Origin of the sequence: Niallia sp. Man26 (genome assembly GCF_022049065.2) — a bacterium.
GTDB lineage: Bacteria > Bacillota > Bacilli > Bacillales > Cytobacillaceae > Niallia.
In genome coordinates, this window is record NZ_CP095745.1 from 187,361 (window position 1) to 205,981 (window position 18,621).

The window sequence follows — 18,621 nt, forward strand, 5'->3', positions numbered from 1 at the left end:
TTTTCATGAACAAAAGCACTACTCTACAAACTATGTAACAATTTTTTAGATAGAGAGTGTTATTCAGGCTATTTTAGAGATTTCCTTCGAGTTTTAAAAAATCCCACCCACTTTTTTTTAATTAACTTTCCATTTAACTTTTGTAATAGTTATTTTTTAAAAAAGTTGAAACGAATTGAAATGTTCATTTATCTAACAGTTAGTAAAGAAAGGAGAGGCAAAAGTGGAAGAAAAGCTGAAATTAATAATCAAGGCTAAAAAAGGGGATGCAGTTGCTTTTCAAGAATTGATCCATATGGAAAAAGAGAAACTATATAAAATGGCCTATATATACATGAAAAATGAAGATGAGGCTTTGGAAGTTTTCCAGGAAACGGTTTATCTGGCTTTTAAATCAATAAAAAAGCTCAAAGAGGAACTGTATTTTTCAACATGGATTATCAGAATTCTAATCAATACATCAATTTCAACTCTACGAAAGAAGAAGAATGTGGTATTGCTAAACAAAGAAATATTAGACAATATGGCTAGTTACAAAATGGAGGATAGAACGGATGTTCAAATTGACTTAATTAATGCATTAAACGAAATAGATGAGAAATATAAGACAGTCTTGTTACTAAGGTACTATCAGGATTATACAATCCCACAGATTGCTGTTATTTTAGAATGCCCAGAAGGCACTGTTAAGACGAATATTAGCAGGGGAATTGAGGTACTCAAGGGGAAAATGAAGGGGGTTTACAAAGATGACAGACAAATTTCCATCATTCAAGGAAGAGTTTGATTCTATTCATGTTCCAACAGAAAAGTTAGACGTAATCATATCTAAAATCGGTTCGGAGAAGAAGATAAAGAGAAAAAAAACTCTATTAAGTAAAGTTACTATTTGTGTTGGAGCAGCAGCATTGGGGTTTAGCATTCTTATAGGCTCCGCATCTGTTTCACCTGCAATGGCACAAGTTGTTTCGTCTATTCCATTAATTGGTCAAATCTATAAAAACATAGGTGATATTGGATTGAAAAATGTTTCTGAAGCAGGGTTTACTGATTTTTCAGGAGAATCTAAAACTATCAATGGAATTACAATAACATTTGGAGAAGTCTATTTTGATGATGCAAGGGCAACAGCAAGCTTTTCAATTGATTCTGAGAATCCAATCGACTCAGATTATTTTAATATTAATCATAATTGGAAAGGGGAACTCCCTTCATCTAATGCTGGGGTTACATTAAGCAAAAGTTCACTAACAAATTGGACAGGAATTTTACATATTAATTACTATAGTTTTAACCCTGATACACTTGAATTAGGAGTAACATTTGAAGGTAAACAAGGAGAGTTATTTGAGTTTAAGAAGACAGTTGTAAAAGCCCAATATGAAAATAAGATAGATATTTCAAAGTCTCAACAAGTAGATAACTTGAAGTATGAGATACATAATTTTAAGTGGGGAACTCCTGGATTACTTATTTCATATGATGCCCAGTATAAGGAAAAAAATAATCTAACCGATGTTATTAGTGAATATGCAAGAGACGTAGCAATTGAATTTCAGGTTGTCGATTCCTCTAACAAACAGTTAAAGGAAATTAGCTCAAAGTACGGTAAACAATTATTTGAACCAATCGGTCCTAATGTGGATGAATTGACAGTTATCCCTTATGCTAAATTTGAAATTCAAAAGGGCGATGATCATAGAGAATGGAAAGAATATAAGTTGGAACCATTTAAGGTAGCAATTCCATAAATACTAGTCTTGGCGAGAAGTCCTTATGTTGTGAGACAATACTAGCTGGAATGTCAACACCAAACTGGACAACTTTTATAAGGCCTGTTTCTTGAATTCTACTGGCGTTAAGTAACCGAGTGTTCCATGAATTCGAATATGGTTAAACCAATGAACATAATCATTTAATTCCAGTTTTAGCTGTTCAAGAGAAGTAAAATGTGCTCCATTTGCGAATTCCGTTTTGAAGACTTTGAACATGGCTTCGGCGACGGCGTTATCGTATGGACATCCCTTTGTACTCAAAGATCTTTGAATCCCAAATGTTTCTAAAGCCTCGGAAAGTAGTTTATTATCAAACTCTTTTCCTCGGTCTGTATGAAACATTTGAATGTTATGCAAGTTACCTTTAATGCTTGCCAATGCTTTATATACCAGGTCAGCTGTCTTATTTGGACCAGCACTATAGCCGATAATTTCTCGGTTGAAAAGATCGACAAATAAGCATACGTAATGCCATTTTTTCTCGACACGGACGTATGTTAAATCACTTACAACTACTGTTAATGCTTCTTCTTGGTTAAATGGACGTTTTAACTCGTTTCGGGTAGGAGCTTCATTACTGGATTGTTTATATGGCTTGTATTGTGCCACCGTATAATTCGATACCAAGCCTAGTTGTTTCATAATCCGACCGATTCGACGACGAGAAACGATCCAGTTTTGCTTCTTTAACTCTACTTTGAGTTTGCGAGTACCATAGTTACAACGACTTCCCTTAAAAATGCGTTGAATTTCATTGGAAAGCTCCACTTCTTCTCTTTCATGGGCTTCTTTTTCGCACAAATTGGCTTGATAGTAGTAACTACTTTTGGGTATATGGAGGACGTTACACATTGCTGATACTGAATATTTGTGTGTGTTATTTCGAATCACATTTATTTTCGTCCCATGATCAGCGCAGCTTGCTTTAAAATGTCATTCTCCATCATTAAGCGTTGGTTTTCTTTGCGCAATCTCATTAACTCGTTCTCTTCCTCTGTACGATTATCTTTCGCAGAAAAGGATCCAGTTTCTTGATGATTTTTAATCCAACGATCTAATGAGGATGGTGTGATTTCATACTCTCGGCAGATATCCGCACGGGACTTTCCATTTTCATATAGCTTTACTAATGGAAGTTTAAATTCGGCTGTAAAAGTTCTACGTTGGCGCGGCATTGTACCAAGCTCCTTTAGGTTAGTATGTTTAGTGTACTAGCCCTTATAAATTCTGTCCAACTTAGTGTAGCCGATTCAGAAGGTATGGCTTTAGGCTATGAGAAAATTATAGTTGATCTGCAAGTAATCCTCCATTCTGAGGCGAATAATAAGCTGTCACTTTTAAAGGTTAACGCAGATAAGTTTGAAAAGTTAGCGGAATTATTTAAGGATAAATGGAAAGAGGATGAGATGGATTACAGAAGTGGATTTATGCAAGGGGAAATGTCTGCATACACCCTAATCAGCATAGAAATGAAAGAGATTTTGTCTATATAGTTCCTAAATTTAAAAAGTTAAGGGAGTGATTATTTGAGTATTCTACATTGGTATGATTGGATACAACCTACAAATTCATACGCTTCCTTGTTTTTCGGATTAATTTTTACCATTATCATGGCAATAACAGTTTGGTTTAATACAAGAAAAAAGACAAGTACAGGTTTTGCAGTTTTAACGGGAATTTCTTTTTCAGCAATATTGGTATATATTTTAGTATTAACAGGATTTTATAGCTAAATTAATTTTATATCACAACATAAGACAGAAAGTAAATGTACTAAGATATCGGGGACATTAATCCATAAAGGATAAATGTCCTTTTTTGTTTCGGCACTAACATGGCAGAATAGTGAAAGAAGTGGTTATTGGAAAATAGTGGATAATCACATATCCTTAATAAGTTTTTTGGAGGGGTTCTTTTGAGTGCACGATTACAACCAGGTAAGTGGTATATCGAAATGAAAAAGTGGAATTTTTGCTTGAAGGTGACGTTACGTTACCATGTACAATGAAATTTGTAGAATGTATTGAAGGAGATTTCGTGATAAAGGAGGGAAGGTTTTGACGAAAAAAAGAGATTATTTGACGACCGGACAACTTGCTAAAAGTACTGGGATAACCGTTAGGACATTACGATATTATGATCAAATTGGTCTATTAATTCCCCAAGAATATGGTACAGGTTCAACTCGTTTGTATACAAAGGAAGACATAATACGACTTCAGCGGATTCATGTACTGAAGTATTTAGGTCTGTCTCTTCAAGAAATTCAGGACATTCTGGATACTGATACTCAATCTAAAGGAGAGATTAAACACTCTTTACAGGCGCAACGTGATGTTATTTACCAGAAAATCGCTCATATGGTACACGTTGTTCGCGCAATTCAAAAAATAATGGAGATTACGACAAATGGATCCCATGAAATAGATCAATTGGTAGATGTTATTCAAGCCATACAGATGGAGCAGAACTGGGGGGAGCAGTATCGTACTGCGTCCCTACTTCAATCCAGGATAAACCTGTACGATAAGTTCAGTACCAACCCTCTTGGCTGGCATCGTTGGGTTTTTAATCAGTTAAAGGTAGGCAACAACGATGCCCATGTTCTCGAATTAGGCTGTGGAGATGGTACCTTTTGGGTAAGAAACGCTGAAATACTTCCAAGCAATTGGCGCATCACGCTTACTGATATTTCGATTGGGATGGTGGAGGAAGCACGGTGCAACTTGGCTGGTAGAGAAGCGCAGTTTAAATTTTTGGCTGTTGATACGCAGCAAATCCCTTTTCATGACGGACAGTTTGATTTGGTCATCGCGAACAATATGCTCTATCACGTACCTGATATGCCAAGGGCGCTCCAAGAGATGAATCGTGTATTAAAACCAGGCGGTGTGGTGTGTCTCTCTACTATGAGCACGCGGCATCTTCAAGAAATAGACCATTTAGCTGCGGGGTTCGATTCCCAATTACGCGTTCTAGACGACGTCATTTATCGATTTCACCTTGATAACGGAGAAAGATTATTGTCGGATTACTTCAAAGATATCCAACTACTCCAATATGAAGATCGTCTACTGGTCACCGAAGCTGAAACTCTAATTAACTATATGATATCGACACCCATGATCATCCGTGAAAAGCTTTCTGGAGATGCGATTGACGAATTTCGCTCTTATATCAACCAAACTCTTAAGCAGAGTGGAATAATGGAAATGACAAAAGAGAATGGAATTTTTCTAGGGAGGAAATGACGATGACAATGGAAAACGAAAAACTAAGAGTAAGAAACATAAACGAAGAACTTCTATCGAATAATTGGTACTTGCTTAAAAAGGTTACGTTTGATTATAAAAAGGAAAACGAAGAGTGGGAGACACAATCCCGTGAAGTTTATGACCGCGGGAACGGTGCTACGATTTTGCTGTATAATCGGCAAAAACAAACTGTGGTACTGACTAAACAGTTTCGGATGCCTACTTATCAAAATGGCAATGAGTCGGGAATGCTTATTGAAACCTGTGCAGGTCTTCTTGATAAAGAAACACCAGAAGAAAGTATTTTGAGAGAGACTAGGGAAGAAACGGGATACCAAGTCAACCGTGTTCAAAAGGTTGGCGAGGCTTATATGTCACCGGGATCCGTAACAGAACTTCTGTACTTTTTTGTGGCTGAGTATACGGAGGATCTGCTAGAGGGACAGGGTGGAGGTTTGGAAGAGGAGCAGGAAAACATCGAAGTGATCGAACTTCCGTTTCATAAAGCTCCAAACCGGTGAAATCCGGGACGGCAAAACGATCATGTTGCTTCAATACCTGCAAATCCATGGACTACTTAAGGTAAAGAAAAAGCTTCAGAAACCTCTACATATCCTTGTTGCAGGTCCTTACCGTTCCGGTACAAATGACGACCCTAAATTAATTGAACAGCATGTCCAATTTATGAATGAAATTGCTCTTCAAGTTTACGAACTAGGACACTTGCCGGTCCTTGGGGAATGGTATGCACTACCTATTATCGCGACAGCCGGATCAACGAATATTGGGGATGAAATTTTTAATCGAATTTTCCATCCTTCTTCTGTTCGGCTACTTGACCACTGTAACGCAGTGCTACGGGTTGGAGGAGTGTCGCAAGGAGCTGATGAAATGGTAAAGGTGGCAAGGGAGAAGGGCCTTCAAGTTTATAAACGAATTGAGGATATTCCACTAGTAGTAAAGACAATGGATAAGAAGAGCAACCAAGTGTGTATTTGAAATTAAGTTGAACCGTTTTAAAAAAGAGAGAGCTTCTCAAAAAACTGAACAGGCAATAACTATATTGGCATTTTAGTTAAGATGGAGTATTAATGGATAAGAAGAATATTGATTTTTAGATACATGTTAAAGGGGTGTTGAGAGTGGAGAATATAATTAATGAAATAAACCACTGGATACAAGCATTACCAAAGAAATACAACTCTATGTCAGATATAGAAATATCAAATCGTCCATTACCAAATAAATGGTCTAAAAAAGAGATATTAGGACATCTTTGTGACTCTGCAATAAATAATATTCAGAGGTTTGTAGAGATTCAATATACGGAGCAACCTTATGTCATCAAATCGTATAATCAAGAACAATGGGTCGTAGTTCAGAATTATCAAGAAAGACCACTTGATGAAATACTGACTCTTTTTCAAAACCTCAATAAGCAAGTGATTAATATCATTAAGAATATTCCTTCCGAGAAATTAACCTATCTTTGTGATATTGGGAATACTCAAAAAACATTACAATGGCTTATACAGGACTACCTTAACCATATGGAGCATCATATTAACAAGCAAATCTTGATTTAATTGAGTTAACGGGGCATTACTGAAGCATCAGTAATGCTTTTTTCTACTTTAAGTAACAGGGCAGCATTCCTGTAATAACTGAAAATAACCACTCTTATGTCACAATCAGGGCAGGATACTTTAAGTAGATTTATTCACAAAGTATCTATAACTTTGAATATTAGAGATTGAAAAAATATGTGTTATTATTACTTATACTTCAAGAGCAAAAATAGGAGGATTTAGTGTGGTTCGATGGAAATTTGATAACGGCTCCAAAAAGAAAGTTAGGGGTTTTAGGAGAAGATACAATACTTTTGTAGAGGATTTAACTGACTTAACCAAAACAATGCCTAATCCCAATGATTATGGTTTAGGTTATTGGCATTTACACTTACCATTCAGCCAAGAGTACATAGATTCGATAAACACTCCGAACAAATTCAGACGAGATATTATGCAAAAATTAATTGAACGGGTCGAACATTTAATAAACAAAAAGACGAAAGAACAAAGTGATTATTGCATTTATGCGATTGTATCATTACCCCATTTGTTTGACTCACAGATTGTAGTAATTCCAGATAAAAGTTGGTTTGATAGTTTTTTCGAGAGAAACTCAACAGAACAAAAATGGATACCCCTTGGTTGTGAAAGAAATTTATTAAAAGAGTGGAATATTGTTTTATCTTCTGATTTAAATGTTCGGGGTTTCAAGGAAATAGTTTCAGACCATGACTTCAATCATGAAGGAGAAATCTGGTTTATTGGTGAGTTAAATTAGATTAATAGTATTCTTAAAACCAAGCTGCTACTATACTTTTATAACTTTGTGAAATCTTACACTTAAAGTACTCAGGGATTTAATCGAATAAGGATTAATGCCCTTTTGTTAAATTTCTTATGGCCCTATAATGGCAGTTTAGCGCAAGAAGGATAGTTTAAAATAACCTAAGATAAGTATCTAGATTGAATAATTGGAAGAGCTACAAATAGTAGCAAGAAGAATCATTACATAAAAATTACATAAAAGAAAAGAGCAATTTAATAATTGCTCTTTATTTAGAATTATTATTTGGATTTTTTAATCTCTATTATTTTAACAATAGTGAATGTAACTAAAGATACAGCAATAATACCTAATAGTATATTTGTTACATTAAATATGTTAATTAATTGTTCGGTTAGGTTATTGGTACCATTAGTAAGGTTATCAGACATTACACCTATATAGTCTATTAGTGTGTTCCCTTGTTCTTCATTCATTTTTATTCCTCCTTCATAATAATGGAAAAATTTATGATTAATAAAAAACAATTATGTGAAAATATGTTAATTTCTATAAATTATATCACAAGTATCTGAAGACAAGACTGGTAAAATATATGGCTATAAAGGTTGATGAAACCTATAACGTAGTAAGAAAAGGGAGAAATTTGTAAAGAGATACACTTATACTATAGGGGGCTTTTCTTAAATACAGGGGAAGCCTTTTGTTATGTCACAAACAGGGCAGCATTCCTGTAATAAATGAAAACTGCTTATGGAAGTAAAGGGCAGTTTAGTTGAACAAGAAGAAAAGAAAATCAATCCATATATACCCACTAGTGTTAAAATATAGGTATAAATATGGAGGGATGATATGGGACTTGTTAATAAAAATATTAAAGAGAGTATGGATTTTTATAACGTAACGGGTTTAAGCCTTTCGGTAATTAAAAATAGTCAAATTAGTTTGGAACATTATGGTGAGCTTGAAGCTGGATCGGCTAAATTCATAAATAGTAATACTATTTTTAGTGCATGTTCTATTAGTAAGTTTATAACAGGCATACTTGTAATGTTACTAACAGAACAAGGTCTTGTTAATTTAGATGAGAATATTAATAAAAAGCTAAAAACGTGGAAAATACCTGAGAATAAATTTACTAAAAATAAAAAGGTCACATTAAGAAACTTGCTTTGTCACCAATCTGGAATAGTGGATCCTGACGGAAGTTTTACTGAACTTAATTCGAATGATGATTTTTCTTCAATAGTTGATTTATTAAATGGAAAGTCATCCTACTATAAAGTACCTATTGAATTGCAATATGAGCCAGGAAGTGATTTTCAATATTCAGATGCTGGATATTGTATTATACAACTACTAGTAGAAGAAGCTACCGGAAAGTCTTTTAAAGATATAGTAAGGGAACTAATATTCCAACCATTAGAGATGCACAACAGTACATTTACAATGTCTATTTCAGAAATTGAAGGAATAAACTTTTCTCGTGGTCACGATAAAAATGGAGACCTAGTAGCTGGCAAATATACAATTTATCCCTATCCTGCAGCATCAGGACTTTGGACAACATCTTCGGATTTATCTATTCTAGTTACGGAATTAATCAATTCTTTAAAGGGTAGGAGTAAAATTGGATTATCGTTAAGTAAAGCACAAGAAATGATAACTCCTCAAGGTTGTAAAGACTGGAGTGGACTAGGTTTATTTTTAGATGATGCAAAAGGGCAACTTGAAATATCATCGCTTGGTTGGGGAGTGGGATTCCAAAGTATGATAGTTGCATATCCTTATTTAGAAAATGGTTTGATTGTAATGACTAATACGGATTTGGGTGTCCATCAGCTTAATGGAATTATTGGTGATATATATAAATCTTACGATTTTGGTTTGTGAAAAATGCAACTTAAACTGATGTTCATCGAACCAAGAAGGGATTTATGACTTATATTTTCAAGTAACTTAGGAACAATAGGGCTGCATTCCTGTAATAAGTGAAGCCTTCTTATGGTAGAGGAGTTTAATAAGGAAAAAGTATAAGGGATGATGGTTAAAACTATAGGGGTTGATAAAATGCGAAATGACAGAGGTATTCCTGAAGTGAAAAGAGAAAAAATGAGACAAGAAGAATTAAAAAGTCCTTCTAGTAGTATTCACGGGAGCAATCTTGCTGATTTAGTGGGGGGGTTAAATTGGAAAGTTACTGGGATACTTATTTTCGTAGTAATTATTGGTGGTGTATATTTTTTATTGAAAATTAATCCACCTTTGGAGATTGGCACTTGCTTCAAATGAAGATAATAACTCAGTTGTAGTTGGAATTGGTAACAATGGTTTTCGTGATGTGAAAATATTAGATGTTTCTGTAAATAACAATGAAAAGCCTTTAGAAACGAAATTACAAGTTAGTAATTCATTACAAGGTTTTGTCTTAACAGATGATTATAAGAGTGAGGAAGCGAAAGCATATGGTTTTACTAACATAGATGAGGTAGCTATAAAAGCTGGTACTTCATTAGATGATGAAACTGTTTCAAAAGATGATGAAATTTATGGGGTTAGTATCATTTCTAATGAAGAAATAAATAATGTTAATATAGAATATAGCTATTTTGGAATGACATTTAATGACACTGTGTATTTTAACAATTATTGATATATAGGGGTTTTTAAAGCCATTTTCTCAAGTAACTGGAGCTTTTCTTATGTTACTAACTAATGGCAGGATAGTGTAAGTACACTTCTTCACAAAGTAGTTGATTTATATTACATTTGTATAAATTATATAAATGTAGAAGTTAAAAGGAGCAAATATATGAATTTTAATAAATTAATACCAGAATTATCAGTTAAGGATATTCAGCAATCAAAAGAATTTTATCTAGGTGTATTGGGTTTTAAACTCGAATATGAACGCAAAGAAGATAAATTTGCTTTTATTTCACTAAATGGAGCACAGATGATGATTGAGCAATATAATGGCTTTTGGCAAACTGGTGAGCTTAATTACCCATATGGACGAGGCATTAATTTTCAAATAGAAGTAGAGGATATAGAGGAGATTCTAAATGGAATTAAGAAATATAATATTCTGCTCTTTAAAGAAGTTATGGTAAGTACCTATAGTGAATACATACAAAAAGAATTTTTAGTTCAAGATCCAGATGGTTATTTGTTGAGATTTTCACAAAATATTAGACCATAATTTTTATATTTATTCATATCTAATGTAGTAAGGGGAACAAAAGATGGAATATACAAGTGTATACTAACTGCCGAATGGATAGTTTTTTTATGTAACAATAATGGCAGGTTAGTCAAAGAAGGATTAAGTAAAACCATCAATGCTAATTATTGATGGCTTTACTTATATTTTTCTTCCTCCACTTTATTCATCAACTTCATAAACCATCCCATAATTTCATGAAGGACAGTCAAATTCAATGAATATTTGACATACTTTCCTTCTTTACTGGATTCAATTAACCCACTGTTTTTTAAAATAGAGAGATGATGAGATATACTTGGCTGCGATATGTTAAAATACCCCGTAATTTCATTTACAGTCATATCCCGTTCCTTCAGAAGTTCTAGAATTTTTCTTCTAGTAGTATCTGAAAGTGCTTTATAAGCATCAATCACATTATCTAACTCCCTTCACAATAACAAATAGTTATTTAACTATATGTTATTGTGAATACAATTAAAAGTAAATGGGGCTAAAAAATAAATAGAAATTGCAATAAGGGCAATTCTTGAGATTTTTACTTGAATGCGAGATTTTTGTCTAATCATTAATAGTCATAACTTAAGGATTACTACACTATGTTATGATACAAATATGGAAGCATTCCTGATAAACGAAGAATTAGTAGCTTATGGAAGAAACAGGGCGGATTAGTGCAATAAGTATGCGGAGCGAAATATATGAAAATTTTTCGTGTGTTTTATCAGTTTTAACTGTTTTATTAGCTTATTATGAACTAATAACGAAAAATTGTGAGTTTAACTCGATCAATCAAGAATTGTAGAAAAACAATTTGATTTAAAAGATGTAATTTATTTGAGGTAGTTAGCCGGATATTAGCGAACATATTTTTGAAGATAAATGGAAAATTCATGTTTAAATTATTAAAGAATTTGTATGACTGTTTTTTTGAACAAAACGAACCAGATGAATTAAACCAATGAGGTGTGATATGAAATTATTTTTTAAATTATTCATAGGAACGCTCTTTGTTTTTACACTAACAGGGTGTTTTGGCGAAGACTATGATGTGGGAGTTCCAACTGCTCATTTAAATTTCGATATTTCATCTGTTCAGTTAACAGAAGCAAATATCAGTTGGAATACCGCAAGTGAGGATGTGCATGAAACAATTGAAGATATCGAAGAATACGCATCATCACTGGACGAAATAAAGGTATTTTCAGGTCAAAAGGTGTTTTTAGATTTTAAAGAGAACGAAGAAAATGGTGGAGATATTTGGACTGACCCAAAGATAACAGTTGCCCTATTAAAAGATAACAAACAAACAGAAATCTCATTGGATGACTCAAGAGAATTTAAATTTCCAACAGACAAAGGGAATTATGTATTAGAGGTTGAATTTATTAATTCGGCGGGCAGTGCTCAATATGTAGGGAATGTTGTTATTGAGTAAGTTATTTCACCTCAAAAAACGCTCAGAGTAAACTGAGCGTTTTTACTTGCCATTTATATTGCTAATTATGTTAGTTCCAGTGCTAATAAGTATATTACTTACATTTTTATAGCAATTTTCTCTTTCAAAACGGAACCCGGATGGCTAAGTAGTTGTTAAATAAAGGCTGATTTTCTTATTAAAAGAAGTATTTTCCTTATTAATTATCAGGCAGCATCCTGTAATAAGTTAAACCTGGCTTATAGTAGAAAAAGGGCAGGTTAGCGAAAGAGCGAAAAACAAAAGGGGAAATTATGTAGATGTGTAGAAAGTTATAGTAAACAGTTATTGAAGGGAGCAATTTTTATGACTGAAGTAAGGTCTCTGTCCATTCCTGATCCAATTACAGCATTAATGCAAAATTACTTTTTGACTATCGAAAGGTTATATTTAATCTATACAATGTTACCAGATAAGGATATAAAAGATAACCCGTTATATGAGTGCGCTGAAGAGTACTACAGTGCCTTGAAGTATTTAACACAAGGAATGTATAAAGATTATCCGGAGAAGATTTTAACCGTAGAAGAGTTCTTATTAGAAATAGCTGAGAGAACTGATTGATATTAATTAATGAGATTTAAATTAGATAACTCGAGACCTCATTAATGGAAGATTTTCTGAATAAATGAAAAAATAGCTTATGGAAGAAACGTGGCAGCATTCCTGTAATAAGTGAAAATGCGGTTTGAAAGAAAAAAGACCTCTTGATAAGATAAATGTGTCCTGAGCCAGCCAGCTAAAAGGGACAAAATATTTATTCGGAGGTCTCATCATGAATTATAACCAAAATCATAAAATAGCTCAAATCACACCTAAAACCTTAGTGGTTGGTATTGATATTGCCAAACATCATCATGTAGCTAGAGCTCAGGATTATCGTGGAATGGAGCTAGGTTCTACTTGCTTTTTTGATAATACCCAAGAAGGATTTAGGACATTTATTGATTGGATTAATCAAATAAAAGAGTCATGCGAAATGGATTCTGTCATTACTGGAATGGAGCCTACAGGCCATTATTGGCTTAATTTAGCTCATATTCTAAAGGAGGAACAGATTAAGTTCGTAACGGTCAACCCTTTACACGTCAAGCACAGTAAGGAGTTAGATGATAACTCTCCAACAAAAAATGATGTAAAAGACGCAAAAGTCATTGCACAGCTAGTCAAAGATGGTAGATACGCCGAACCAACGATACCACAAGGAGTTTTTGCGGAACTACGTGTGGCTAAGAAATTACGTGATCTATTAAATGTAGACTTACAAATTGTGCAAGGACAGGTACACAACTGGATTGATCGATACTTTCCAGAGTTCTTTACCGCTTTTAAAAGTTGGGAAGGCAAGGCAGCTTTACATTTATTAAAACTCGAAGCTTTACCTTACGAACTAGGTGAATATACAGATGAAGAACTACTGGATTATCTAAGGCAAGCAGTGAAAAAAAGTGTAGGAATAAAGAAGATTCGTGCCTTAAAAGAAGCCGCCAATCGCTCGATTGGCATTCGTCAGGGTGCCATGATGGCTAAAATGGAATTAAGAACGTTAATTCAAAAGTATGAACTCATTCAAGCCAAGTTCGAAGAGCTTGACCAAACTCTGGATACACTACTTCAAGATATTCCAGGCGTTGATCAAATGTTAGAGATAACAGGAATTGGACGCGATACAGTGGCGGGTTTCTTCGCTGAAGTAGGCGATTTGAGTGAATACAATCATCCTCGCCAGATAACCAAACTGGCAGGACTTAGCTTAAAAGAAAATACATCAGGTAAGCATAAAGGGAGGACCAGAATAACCAAACGTGGTCGAAAGAAATTACGAGCATTGTTATTCCGGGCATCTATGATTCTAGTAGCCAAGAACAAAGCCTTTAAAGCCCTACATCTTTACTACACAACGAGACCTGACAATCCGTTGAAAAAGATGCAGTCTTTAATTGCTTTGTGTAATAAGCTCATCCGTATACTCTTCTCTATTGGTAAGAAACAGTTTGTATTTCAAGAGGAGAAGATGTTGAAGGACATCCCTCATATGCATGCATTTATCCAAGAACCAATAGCAGCTTAATCACTATAAAACTAACTTTTAATAAATAGATTTGGAAAGATGAACGGACAAAATCAGCATGGGATTAGTCGGCAACGGAACTAACGTAAGGACAACGATCCTGTGTGGCAGCATGACCGACATCCACCTTATGGAAAGGTTGAACGAAGGAATGTAGGAGCGTAGACTCTGTGAGACTTGGGAGGGTAGACCCCCGTAAGATATGTGGACATCCATTGGTGCGTACATACCTATTTATCCAACTTTTTGAAATGAACCGAAGGTTGGCTAGTTTCTTGCGCTCATTTTCTTTATAAGTTGTTTATTTATGATCTTTTCACAATAACCAAATCTATAAAGTTAAACAAGTTAGATAGCAATATGGAGAATAACTGCGTATTTAAGAGATAAGTGTTTATTTATGGCTCTTTACGTAAAGTTTGTTGTTTTTTAGTATATAGGTTTCTAAGTTAAAGTTATGTTATAGAAACATTTGGAGGATTTGACTCGTCTAAATAGAAAGGTAGTTAAAAATAAACTTTTGGAGGTAATTTTACTTGAAGAAAAATATTCTTTTGATGGTTTTCATAATATCCATTTCTTCAATTCTTCTTGCTTGTCAATCGAAAGGAATCACTACTGAAATCTCTGCAAATCCAACTGCTAAATCGGAAAATGATAAAAGACTATCAATCAAAAATGATTTTAAAAGCATTAGCATTTCAAAAACAAACGGTGTCAATGAAATCACCTTTGATGACAAAGATACCTTAAAAGCCTTTCAAGTCATCTTTTCAAGTGCAGTAAGAGAACCTGGTATAGTTGATATGGCTGCCCCCGAATTTTATATGGATGTCGTTTATGATAAGGACAATCAACAAAGTTTATATTTATGGATAGGCGAAAAAGGACAAAGAAGCACATTTATGAAAACGGAAGATACAAATACTATCTATACCGTTTCAAATGATATGACTGATAAATTAATTGAATTAGTAGAATCTCGATTTAATTAAGACTTCGTACGAAGTCTTTTTTTATGCACTTCTTAGCATTTCAACAGTAGTCTTATTGGATTTTCGACAGGCTGAAACAAGCATTTGTTCTACTCGTTTATCAAATGCTAAGTTTTTCCCTAATTCAAGCCAACGGAACCAGTAGAGGTAGTTATCAAGATATTTGGTAGCTACACCTTGAAACCTAACCATCCAATCTTCCAAGCGTTTATGAACGTGGTATATACCCTTTTTGACATACCCTTCTTTACTGACATTAACCGTTTCGTGTTTTAACCCCTTAATCAAAGCGAACTTTTTATAATTCGTTGCTGTATCTGTACATAACAAAGCAGAGGGGTCTATATGTTCCCCAATTACGGCATCTATTTCTTCTGCTCGTACACGCCCACGACCAGCCTTTCGTGCAACTACACTACCATTACGGTCTTGGGCTACAACCACTGCAATTTTAAGGTTGGAAATGCCCCTCTTTTGGTCTTTACCACCACGCTCTTTCGGTTCTCTATGTGTTAATTTTCGTTTTCCTTTCATAGACTCTTTAAGGAATGTTTCATCGCTTTCAACAATCCCTTTGAGTTGGTCAAATCCGAGACTACCTAATGCGTTCAAGATTTTATGTCTCCAATAAAATGCAGTGGAGATGTGTATTTTAAGGCGTTCAGCGATTTTAGGCAAAGTATAGCCTTCTACCATTAATTCAATGTACTTAACCCATCTTTCGGGATAACGAGAACCTGAAAACGGGGTGTTTGTCATATCGTTAAAGGTCTTCCCGCAATCCTTACATAGATAACGTTGGCGTGTTTTGTATTTGCCGTTCCGCTTAACAGAAGTGCTTCCACAATGAAGACAACCCATTCCTGACGCAAAACGAGCTTCACGAATATCTTTCAATAGCTTCGTAATTCTGCTTGGGTCATCTGGGAATAGGTCTTGATTCATTGCATTGAACAACGCTATCTTCTCAGAATCGGTTAATTCGCCAAACTGCTCATAAACATCTAACCACATAATTGAACGCCTCCTGACCGCATTATATCAACCTTTTTACAGTATGGTCAAGATAGTAACAATCTATGCGAAAACAGCCTTATTTATTGAGGGAGTTTTGTTAAAGAAGGAAAATCATTATTTCTATAGAAATAATATTAACTACTATATTGTTAGGGGTTAATAAACATGGCTTATATCAGAGGAAATGAAGTGTTTTCAAATTCGGTTTCAAGAGCTAAAAGGAATTTTGAAAAACATTATTTTAATAATGAAAGTTATGTGGTTGAGTAATGCGAATTAGAGGTTCAGTGGTAATAGTTGAAAATGCAAAGGTTGCTTTAATAAAGAGAGAAAGAAATGATTCCTTTTATTATGTTTTTCCTGGTGGTGGAATTGAAAAGGGAGAAACATTAGAAGATGGGACAAAAAGAGAAGCATTTGAGGAATTAGGGTTAGAAGTGAAGCTCAATAAATGCATTGCAACATATGAATTTAATGGTTTACAGTATTTTTATCATTGTGATGTAATACAGGTACTGGTGAAGAATTTACAAATAAAATAAGAGAAAGAGGATCATATCAACCTATTTGGATGGATATTAAAAAACTCTTATATATTGATGTAAGGCCTAAAGAAGTAGCTTTAAAGGTATTTGCATTATTTAAGTAAAATAAAGGTTTTTTTACCGAATTATTTATATTCAACAAACGATAAAGGGGTAGTGTAATTTGGAAAAAGTCAGTTCGAAAACTATTCATTCATCAATCCGTGAACTTCTTTCCTTTGCAACTACATATTCTAAGGTTGATTATGAATATGAAAAGTACTTAAATACATCTAACAGAGAGTTATTCTGTCTTCAACAATACGGGGAAATTGTTGGTTGCATCGGAATAGAGATTGTTAGTCCAAACGAGTGTGTAATTAAACATATTACAGTATCTACAAAACAAAGAGGAAAATCTTTTGGTAGCCAGATGATTAACTTCCTTTCTCAACAGTATAGAGTTATTTCGGCTGAAACAGACAATGATGCAGTGGGATTTTACCGGAAAACTGGATTTAAAATAATAAGTTTAGGTGAAAAATACCCAAGTGTAGAACGGTTCTTATGCAACTATACGAATTAAAATATTTCAATAATGGAAACGTGGCACTATGCTAAAATGAATGAAATATTAGTTATGGTGGGGGGGTAGTAAAGTAAATGATACATAAACATTTTCTTAATAAAAAATGCGAAGGTAATAATTGTAAGTTAAGAGGTAGTCGCCCCTTAAAGAATTGGAAGATGACAGAAATGAATTGGTATTGTGAAGAACACTTTCATGAATATGCTGAATTAAGAAATCAAAAGTTAAGTGCTTTTATAGAAAAAAATAGAGATTCTGAACAGAGGAAAAGTCTTAGTGAAGAAGAATTAAAAGTATACAAACATTACACGGAAGAAAATTCTTAATGCCAATTATTATAATTGGCATTTTATTTGTATTATGTTCATAACTTAATGGTTACTGAGGATATCTTGTGGTATTAAAGGGGCAGTTTCGCTGAATAAGAATTTTTATGAAACCATTAAAATAGCCATTCGTAGATAATAAGAGGGTTTTAACTTAACATAAACTTTAATAAGTTAAATGAATGATTACATTAAATACGGTTGCATAGATCCAGTTAGATTAATGCCGTTGCTGGTACTAACATGGAGGTTAGTTCAACAAGAAATGATATAATAATATCCAATAAAAGCATCGTAAAGGTGGCTATTCAAATGGAAAATTGGGTTGAATTATCTACATTAGAATATAAAGAGGTATGGGATAGGATATATGATGACTTTAATTTTGAACCAAGCATATCAAACTTCCCATCTTTTGATGTTCACAAGCCATTTATAACTTATGATGTATCCTCATATATAAATTGGTCTGGAGATATAGATACTTATAATGAGATGTATTATGACCTAGAGGATAAGTCATTGCTAGTATTTCAAGAACTCACACAGAAGAATGAATATATGTATGCGTTAGATTGGCATCATCCAGGTTATTGGATAAACCCCCGTTTAGAGTTTTTAAAAAGTGAGTTTGATGAATGGACAGTACCCATCTTTCCAAACGGTGATTATTACTTTTTTATTCATAAGAATTTTGAATGGGGATTATTGGGACACCCTTGGGAAAGAACCATCACTATTTTTGGAAAAGAATTGATAAAAGGTTTTGAAAAACATCAACCGAGGATGTTTCAAAAGATATTACGTCAGGGATAATTTAATTGTGGCTTTCCTTAATAAAAGGAAAGGCTTTTTCTTTATGTTGCAGAAGGATTCCTCACAATTTGCATTGAATTATTATATTTATTACATACACCTTAAGACAATGTGTTAACGGTACATTTTGTTATAGATACTGATGCAGATATAATTAAAGGCATCGTCTTTTTATGCAGTCCAATTACTTAGTCAAACA

At 34.0% G+C, this 18,621-nt stretch carries 25 protein-coding genes; 20 read left to right on the forward strand and 5 right to left on the reverse strand.

Annotated elements, in window-relative coordinates; all coding sequences use genetic code 11:
* The first annotated feature begins 223 nt into the window (after positions 1-223).
* Entirely contained in the window at positions 224-787 is a 564-nt protein-coding gene (locus L8T27_RS27135) for a sigma-70 family RNA polymerase sigma factor (RefSeq protein WP_237944370.1), read from the forward strand.
* Positions 750-1,751 (forward strand): DUF4179 domain-containing protein, encoded by a 1,002-nt coding sequence (locus tag L8T27_RS27140; protein WP_237944371.1) that lies wholly within the window; start codon positions 750-752, stop codon positions 1,749-1,751. The genes L8T27_RS27135 and L8T27_RS27140 overlap by 38 nt, the downstream gene beginning before the upstream one ends.
* 75 nt (positions 1,752-1,826) lie before the next feature.
* Here the strand turns inward: L8T27_RS27140 and L8T27_RS27145 are convergent.
* Positions 1,827-2,950, reverse strand: a protein-coding gene (locus tag L8T27_RS27145; RefSeq protein WP_237944372.1) for an IS3 family transposase whose coding sequence is annotated in 2 segments (ribosomal slippage) — positions 1,827-2,704 and positions 2,704-2,950 — 1,125 coding nt in all. Because the reading frame shifts where the segments join, the coding sequence is not laid out codon by codon here.
* 24 nt (positions 2,951-2,974) lie between these two features.
* Between L8T27_RS27145 and L8T27_RS27150 the strand changes: the two genes are divergently transcribed.
* From L8T27_RS27150 to L8T27_RS27175, 6 genes are all read left to right on the forward strand, one after another.
* On the forward strand, positions 2,975-3,268 hold the full coding sequence (locus tag L8T27_RS27150) for a hypothetical protein (protein ID WP_237944373.1): 294 nt from the start codon (positions 2,975-2,977) through the stop codon (positions 3,266-3,268).
* Between the two features lie 564 nt (positions 3,269-3,832).
* Positions 3,833-5,026 (forward strand): MerR family transcriptional regulator, encoded by a 1,194-nt coding sequence (locus tag L8T27_RS27155; protein ID WP_237944374.1) that lies wholly within the window; start codon positions 3,833-3,835, stop codon positions 5,024-5,026.
* A gap of 2 nt (positions 5,027-5,028) precedes the next feature.
* Positions 5,029-5,550, forward strand: coding sequence for an NUDIX domain-containing protein (locus L8T27_RS27160; protein WP_237944375.1), 522 nt, complete (start codon positions 5,029-5,031; stop codon positions 5,548-5,550).
* Positions 5,551-5,572: 22 nt separating this feature from the next.
* On the forward strand, positions 5,573-6,028 hold the full coding sequence (locus L8T27_RS27165) for a hypothetical protein (RefSeq protein WP_237944376.1): 456 nt from the start codon (positions 5,573-5,575) through the stop codon (positions 6,026-6,028).
* Between the two features lie 143 nt (positions 6,029-6,171).
* Positions 6,172-6,615, forward strand: coding sequence for a DinB family protein (locus tag L8T27_RS27170; protein ID WP_237944377.1), 444 nt, complete (start codon positions 6,172-6,174; stop codon positions 6,613-6,615).
* Between the two features lie 226 nt (positions 6,616-6,841).
* A complete protein-coding gene (locus L8T27_RS27175) occupies positions 6,842-7,378 on the forward strand; it encodes a DUF3916 domain-containing protein (protein WP_237944378.1) in 537 nt (178 codons plus the stop codon).
* Between the two features lie 287 nt (positions 7,379-7,665).
* On the opposite strand, the gene L8T27_RS27180 is transcribed toward L8T27_RS27175, so the two are convergent.
* Positions 7,666-7,860: a hypothetical protein gene (locus tag L8T27_RS27180; RefSeq protein ID WP_237944379.1), complete on the reverse strand. Its 195-nt coding sequence runs from the start codon at positions 7,858-7,860 to the stop codon at positions 7,666-7,668.
* Between the two features lie 376 nt (positions 7,861-8,236).
* Here L8T27_RS27180 and L8T27_RS27185 point away from each other — a divergent pair, with 376 nt between their 5' ends.
* The 4 genes from L8T27_RS27185 to L8T27_RS27200 all read left to right on the forward strand — a co-directional run bounded on the left by L8T27_RS27185 (position 8,237) and on the right by L8T27_RS27200 (position 10,586).
* Complete coding sequence (locus L8T27_RS27185; RefSeq protein ID WP_237944380.1) at positions 8,237-9,277, forward strand: serine hydrolase domain-containing protein; 1,041 nt, start codon at positions 8,237-8,239, stop codon at positions 9,275-9,277.
* Positions 9,278-9,454: 177 nt separating this feature from the next.
* Positions 9,455-9,676, forward strand: coding sequence for a DUF6366 family protein (locus L8T27_RS27190; RefSeq protein ID WP_237944422.1), 222 nt, complete (start codon positions 9,455-9,457; stop codon positions 9,674-9,676).
* Positions 9,657-10,037 carry a hypothetical protein gene (locus tag L8T27_RS27195; RefSeq protein WP_237944381.1) on the forward strand — a complete coding sequence of 127 codons (381 nt, stop codon included), beginning with the start codon at positions 9,657-9,659 and terminating at the stop codon, positions 10,035-10,037. The genes L8T27_RS27190 and L8T27_RS27195 overlap by 20 nt, the downstream gene beginning before the upstream one ends.
* Positions 10,038-10,196: 159 nt before the next feature.
* A complete protein-coding gene (locus tag L8T27_RS27200; protein ID WP_237944382.1) occupies positions 10,197-10,586 on the forward strand; it encodes a bleomycin resistance protein in 390 nt (129 codons plus the stop codon).
* A 158-nt stretch (positions 10,587-10,744) separates the two neighbouring features.
* Here L8T27_RS27200 and L8T27_RS27205 read toward each other — a convergent pair whose 3' ends face one another.
* Together L8T27_RS27205 and L8T27_RS29025 are read right to left on the reverse strand one after the other, a co-directional pair.
* Entirely contained in the window at positions 10,745-11,023 is a 279-nt protein-coding gene (locus L8T27_RS27205; protein ID WP_237944383.1) for an autorepressor SdpR family transcription factor, read from the reverse strand.
* A gap of 61 nt (positions 11,024-11,084) precedes the next feature.
* Positions 11,085-11,162 carry a Cas8a1 family CRISPR/Cas system-associated protein gene (locus tag L8T27_RS29025; RefSeq protein WP_435408114.1) on the reverse strand — a complete coding sequence of 26 codons (78 nt, stop codon included), beginning with the start codon at positions 11,160-11,162 and terminating at the stop codon, positions 11,085-11,087.
* Positions 11,163-11,580: 418 nt separating this feature from the next.
* Between L8T27_RS29025 and L8T27_RS27210 the strand changes: the two genes are divergently transcribed.
* The 4 genes from L8T27_RS27210 (at position 11,581) to L8T27_RS27225 (ending at position 15,150) form a co-directional block, all read left to right on the forward strand.
* Positions 11,581-12,045 (forward strand): hypothetical protein, encoded by a 465-nt coding sequence (locus tag L8T27_RS27210; protein ID WP_237944384.1) that lies wholly within the window; start codon positions 11,581-11,583, stop codon positions 12,043-12,045.
* Positions 12,046-12,390: 345 nt separating this feature from the next.
* A complete protein-coding gene (locus tag L8T27_RS27215) occupies positions 12,391-12,648 on the forward strand; it encodes a hypothetical protein (RefSeq protein WP_237944385.1) in 258 nt (85 codons plus the stop codon).
* Positions 12,649-12,859: 211 nt separating this feature from the next.
* Positions 12,860-14,155, forward strand: a complete 1,296-nt coding sequence (locus L8T27_RS27220) for an IS110 family RNA-guided transposase (RefSeq protein ID WP_237944386.1) — start codon at positions 12,860-12,862, stop codon at positions 14,153-14,155.
* 536 nt (positions 14,156-14,691) lie between these two features.
* A complete protein-coding gene (locus tag L8T27_RS27225) occupies positions 14,692-15,150 on the forward strand; it encodes a YhfM domain-containing protein (RefSeq protein ID WP_237944387.1) in 459 nt (152 codons plus the stop codon).
* Between the two features lie 21 nt (positions 15,151-15,171).
* Here L8T27_RS27225 and L8T27_RS27230 read toward each other — a convergent pair whose 3' ends face one another.
* Positions 15,172-16,164, reverse strand: a complete 993-nt coding sequence (locus L8T27_RS27230) for an IS1595 family transposase (RefSeq protein ID WP_237944388.1) — start codon at positions 16,162-16,164, stop codon at positions 15,172-15,174.
* A 272-nt stretch (positions 16,165-16,436) separates the two neighbouring features.
* Here L8T27_RS27230 and L8T27_RS27235 point away from each other — a divergent pair, with 272 nt between their 5' ends.
* The 4 genes from L8T27_RS27235 to L8T27_RS27250 all read left to right on the forward strand — a co-directional run bounded on the left by L8T27_RS27235 (position 16,437) and on the right by L8T27_RS27250 (position 18,422).
* On the forward strand, positions 16,437-16,709 hold the full coding sequence (locus tag L8T27_RS27235) for an NUDIX domain-containing protein (protein WP_349238826.1): 273 nt from the start codon (positions 16,437-16,439) through the stop codon (positions 16,707-16,709).
* A gap of 166 nt (positions 16,710-16,875) precedes the next feature.
* Positions 16,876-17,277 (forward strand): GNAT family N-acetyltransferase, encoded by a 402-nt coding sequence (locus L8T27_RS27240; RefSeq protein WP_237944389.1) that lies wholly within the window; start codon positions 16,876-16,878, stop codon positions 17,275-17,277.
* A gap of 77 nt (positions 17,278-17,354) precedes the next feature.
* Positions 17,355-17,606 (forward strand): hypothetical protein, encoded by a 252-nt coding sequence (locus tag L8T27_RS27245; RefSeq protein ID WP_237944390.1) that lies wholly within the window; start codon positions 17,355-17,357, stop codon positions 17,604-17,606.
* Positions 17,607-17,918: 312 nt separating this feature from the next.
* Entirely contained in the window at positions 17,919-18,422 is a 504-nt protein-coding gene (locus L8T27_RS27250; protein ID WP_237944391.1) for a DUF2716 domain-containing protein, read from the forward strand.
* Positions 18,423-18,621: the final 199 nt, after the last annotated feature.

What these genes read in the sequence shown, in the direction of transcription:
- L8T27_RS27250 (WP_237944391.1), top strand. Translation starts at nt 17,919, where the DNA reads ATGGAAAATTGGGTTGAATTATCTACATTAGAATATAAAGAGGTATGG.
- L8T27_RS27190 (WP_237944422.1), top strand. Translation starts at nt 9,455, where the DNA reads ATGCGAAATGACAGAGGTATTCCTGAAGTGAAAAGAGAAAAAATGAGA.
- L8T27_RS27235 (WP_349238826.1), top strand. Translation starts at nt 16,437, where the DNA reads ATGCGAATTAGAGGTTCAGTGGTAATAGTTGAAAATGCAAAGGTTGCT.
- L8T27_RS27210 (WP_237944384.1), top strand. Translation starts at nt 11,581, where the DNA reads ATGAAATTATTTTTTAAATTATTCATAGGAACGCTCTTTGTTTTTACA.
- L8T27_RS27165 (WP_237944376.1), top strand. Translation starts at nt 5,573, where the DNA reads ATGTTGCTTCAATACCTGCAAATCCATGGACTACTTAAGGTAAAGAAA.
- L8T27_RS27185 (WP_237944380.1), top strand. Translation starts at nt 8,237, where the DNA reads ATGGGACTTGTTAATAAAAATATTAAAGAGAGTATGGATTTTTATAAC.
- L8T27_RS27160 (WP_237944375.1), top strand. Translation starts at nt 5,029, where the DNA reads ATGACAATGGAAAACGAAAAACTAAGAGTAAGAAACATAAACGAAGAA.
- L8T27_RS27200 (WP_237944382.1), top strand. Translation starts at nt 10,197, where the DNA reads ATGAATTTTAATAAATTAATACCAGAATTATCAGTTAAGGATATTCAG.
- L8T27_RS27220 (WP_237944386.1), top strand. Translation starts at nt 12,860, where the DNA reads ATGAATTATAACCAAAATCATAAAATAGCTCAAATCACACCTAAAACC.
- L8T27_RS27215 (WP_237944385.1), top strand. Translation starts at nt 12,391, where the DNA reads ATGACTGAAGTAAGGTCTCTGTCCATTCCTGATCCAATTACAGCATTA.
- L8T27_RS27140 (WP_237944371.1), top strand. Translation starts at nt 750, where the DNA reads ATGACAGACAAATTTCCATCATTCAAGGAAGAGTTTGATTCTATTCAT.
- L8T27_RS27230 (WP_237944388.1), bottom strand. Translation starts at nt 16,164, where the DNA reads ATGTGGTTAGATGTTTATGAGCAGTTTGGCGAATTAACCGATTCTGAG.
- L8T27_RS27180 (WP_237944379.1), bottom strand. Translation starts at nt 7,860, where the DNA reads ATGAATGAAGAACAAGGGAACACACTAATAGACTATATAGGTGTAATG.
- L8T27_RS27245 (WP_237944390.1), top strand. Translation starts at nt 17,355, where the DNA reads ATGATACATAAACATTTTCTTAATAAAAAATGCGAAGGTAATAATTGT.
- L8T27_RS27150 (WP_237944373.1), top strand. Translation starts at nt 2,975, where the DNA reads ATGTTTAGTGTACTAGCCCTTATAAATTCTGTCCAACTTAGTGTAGCC.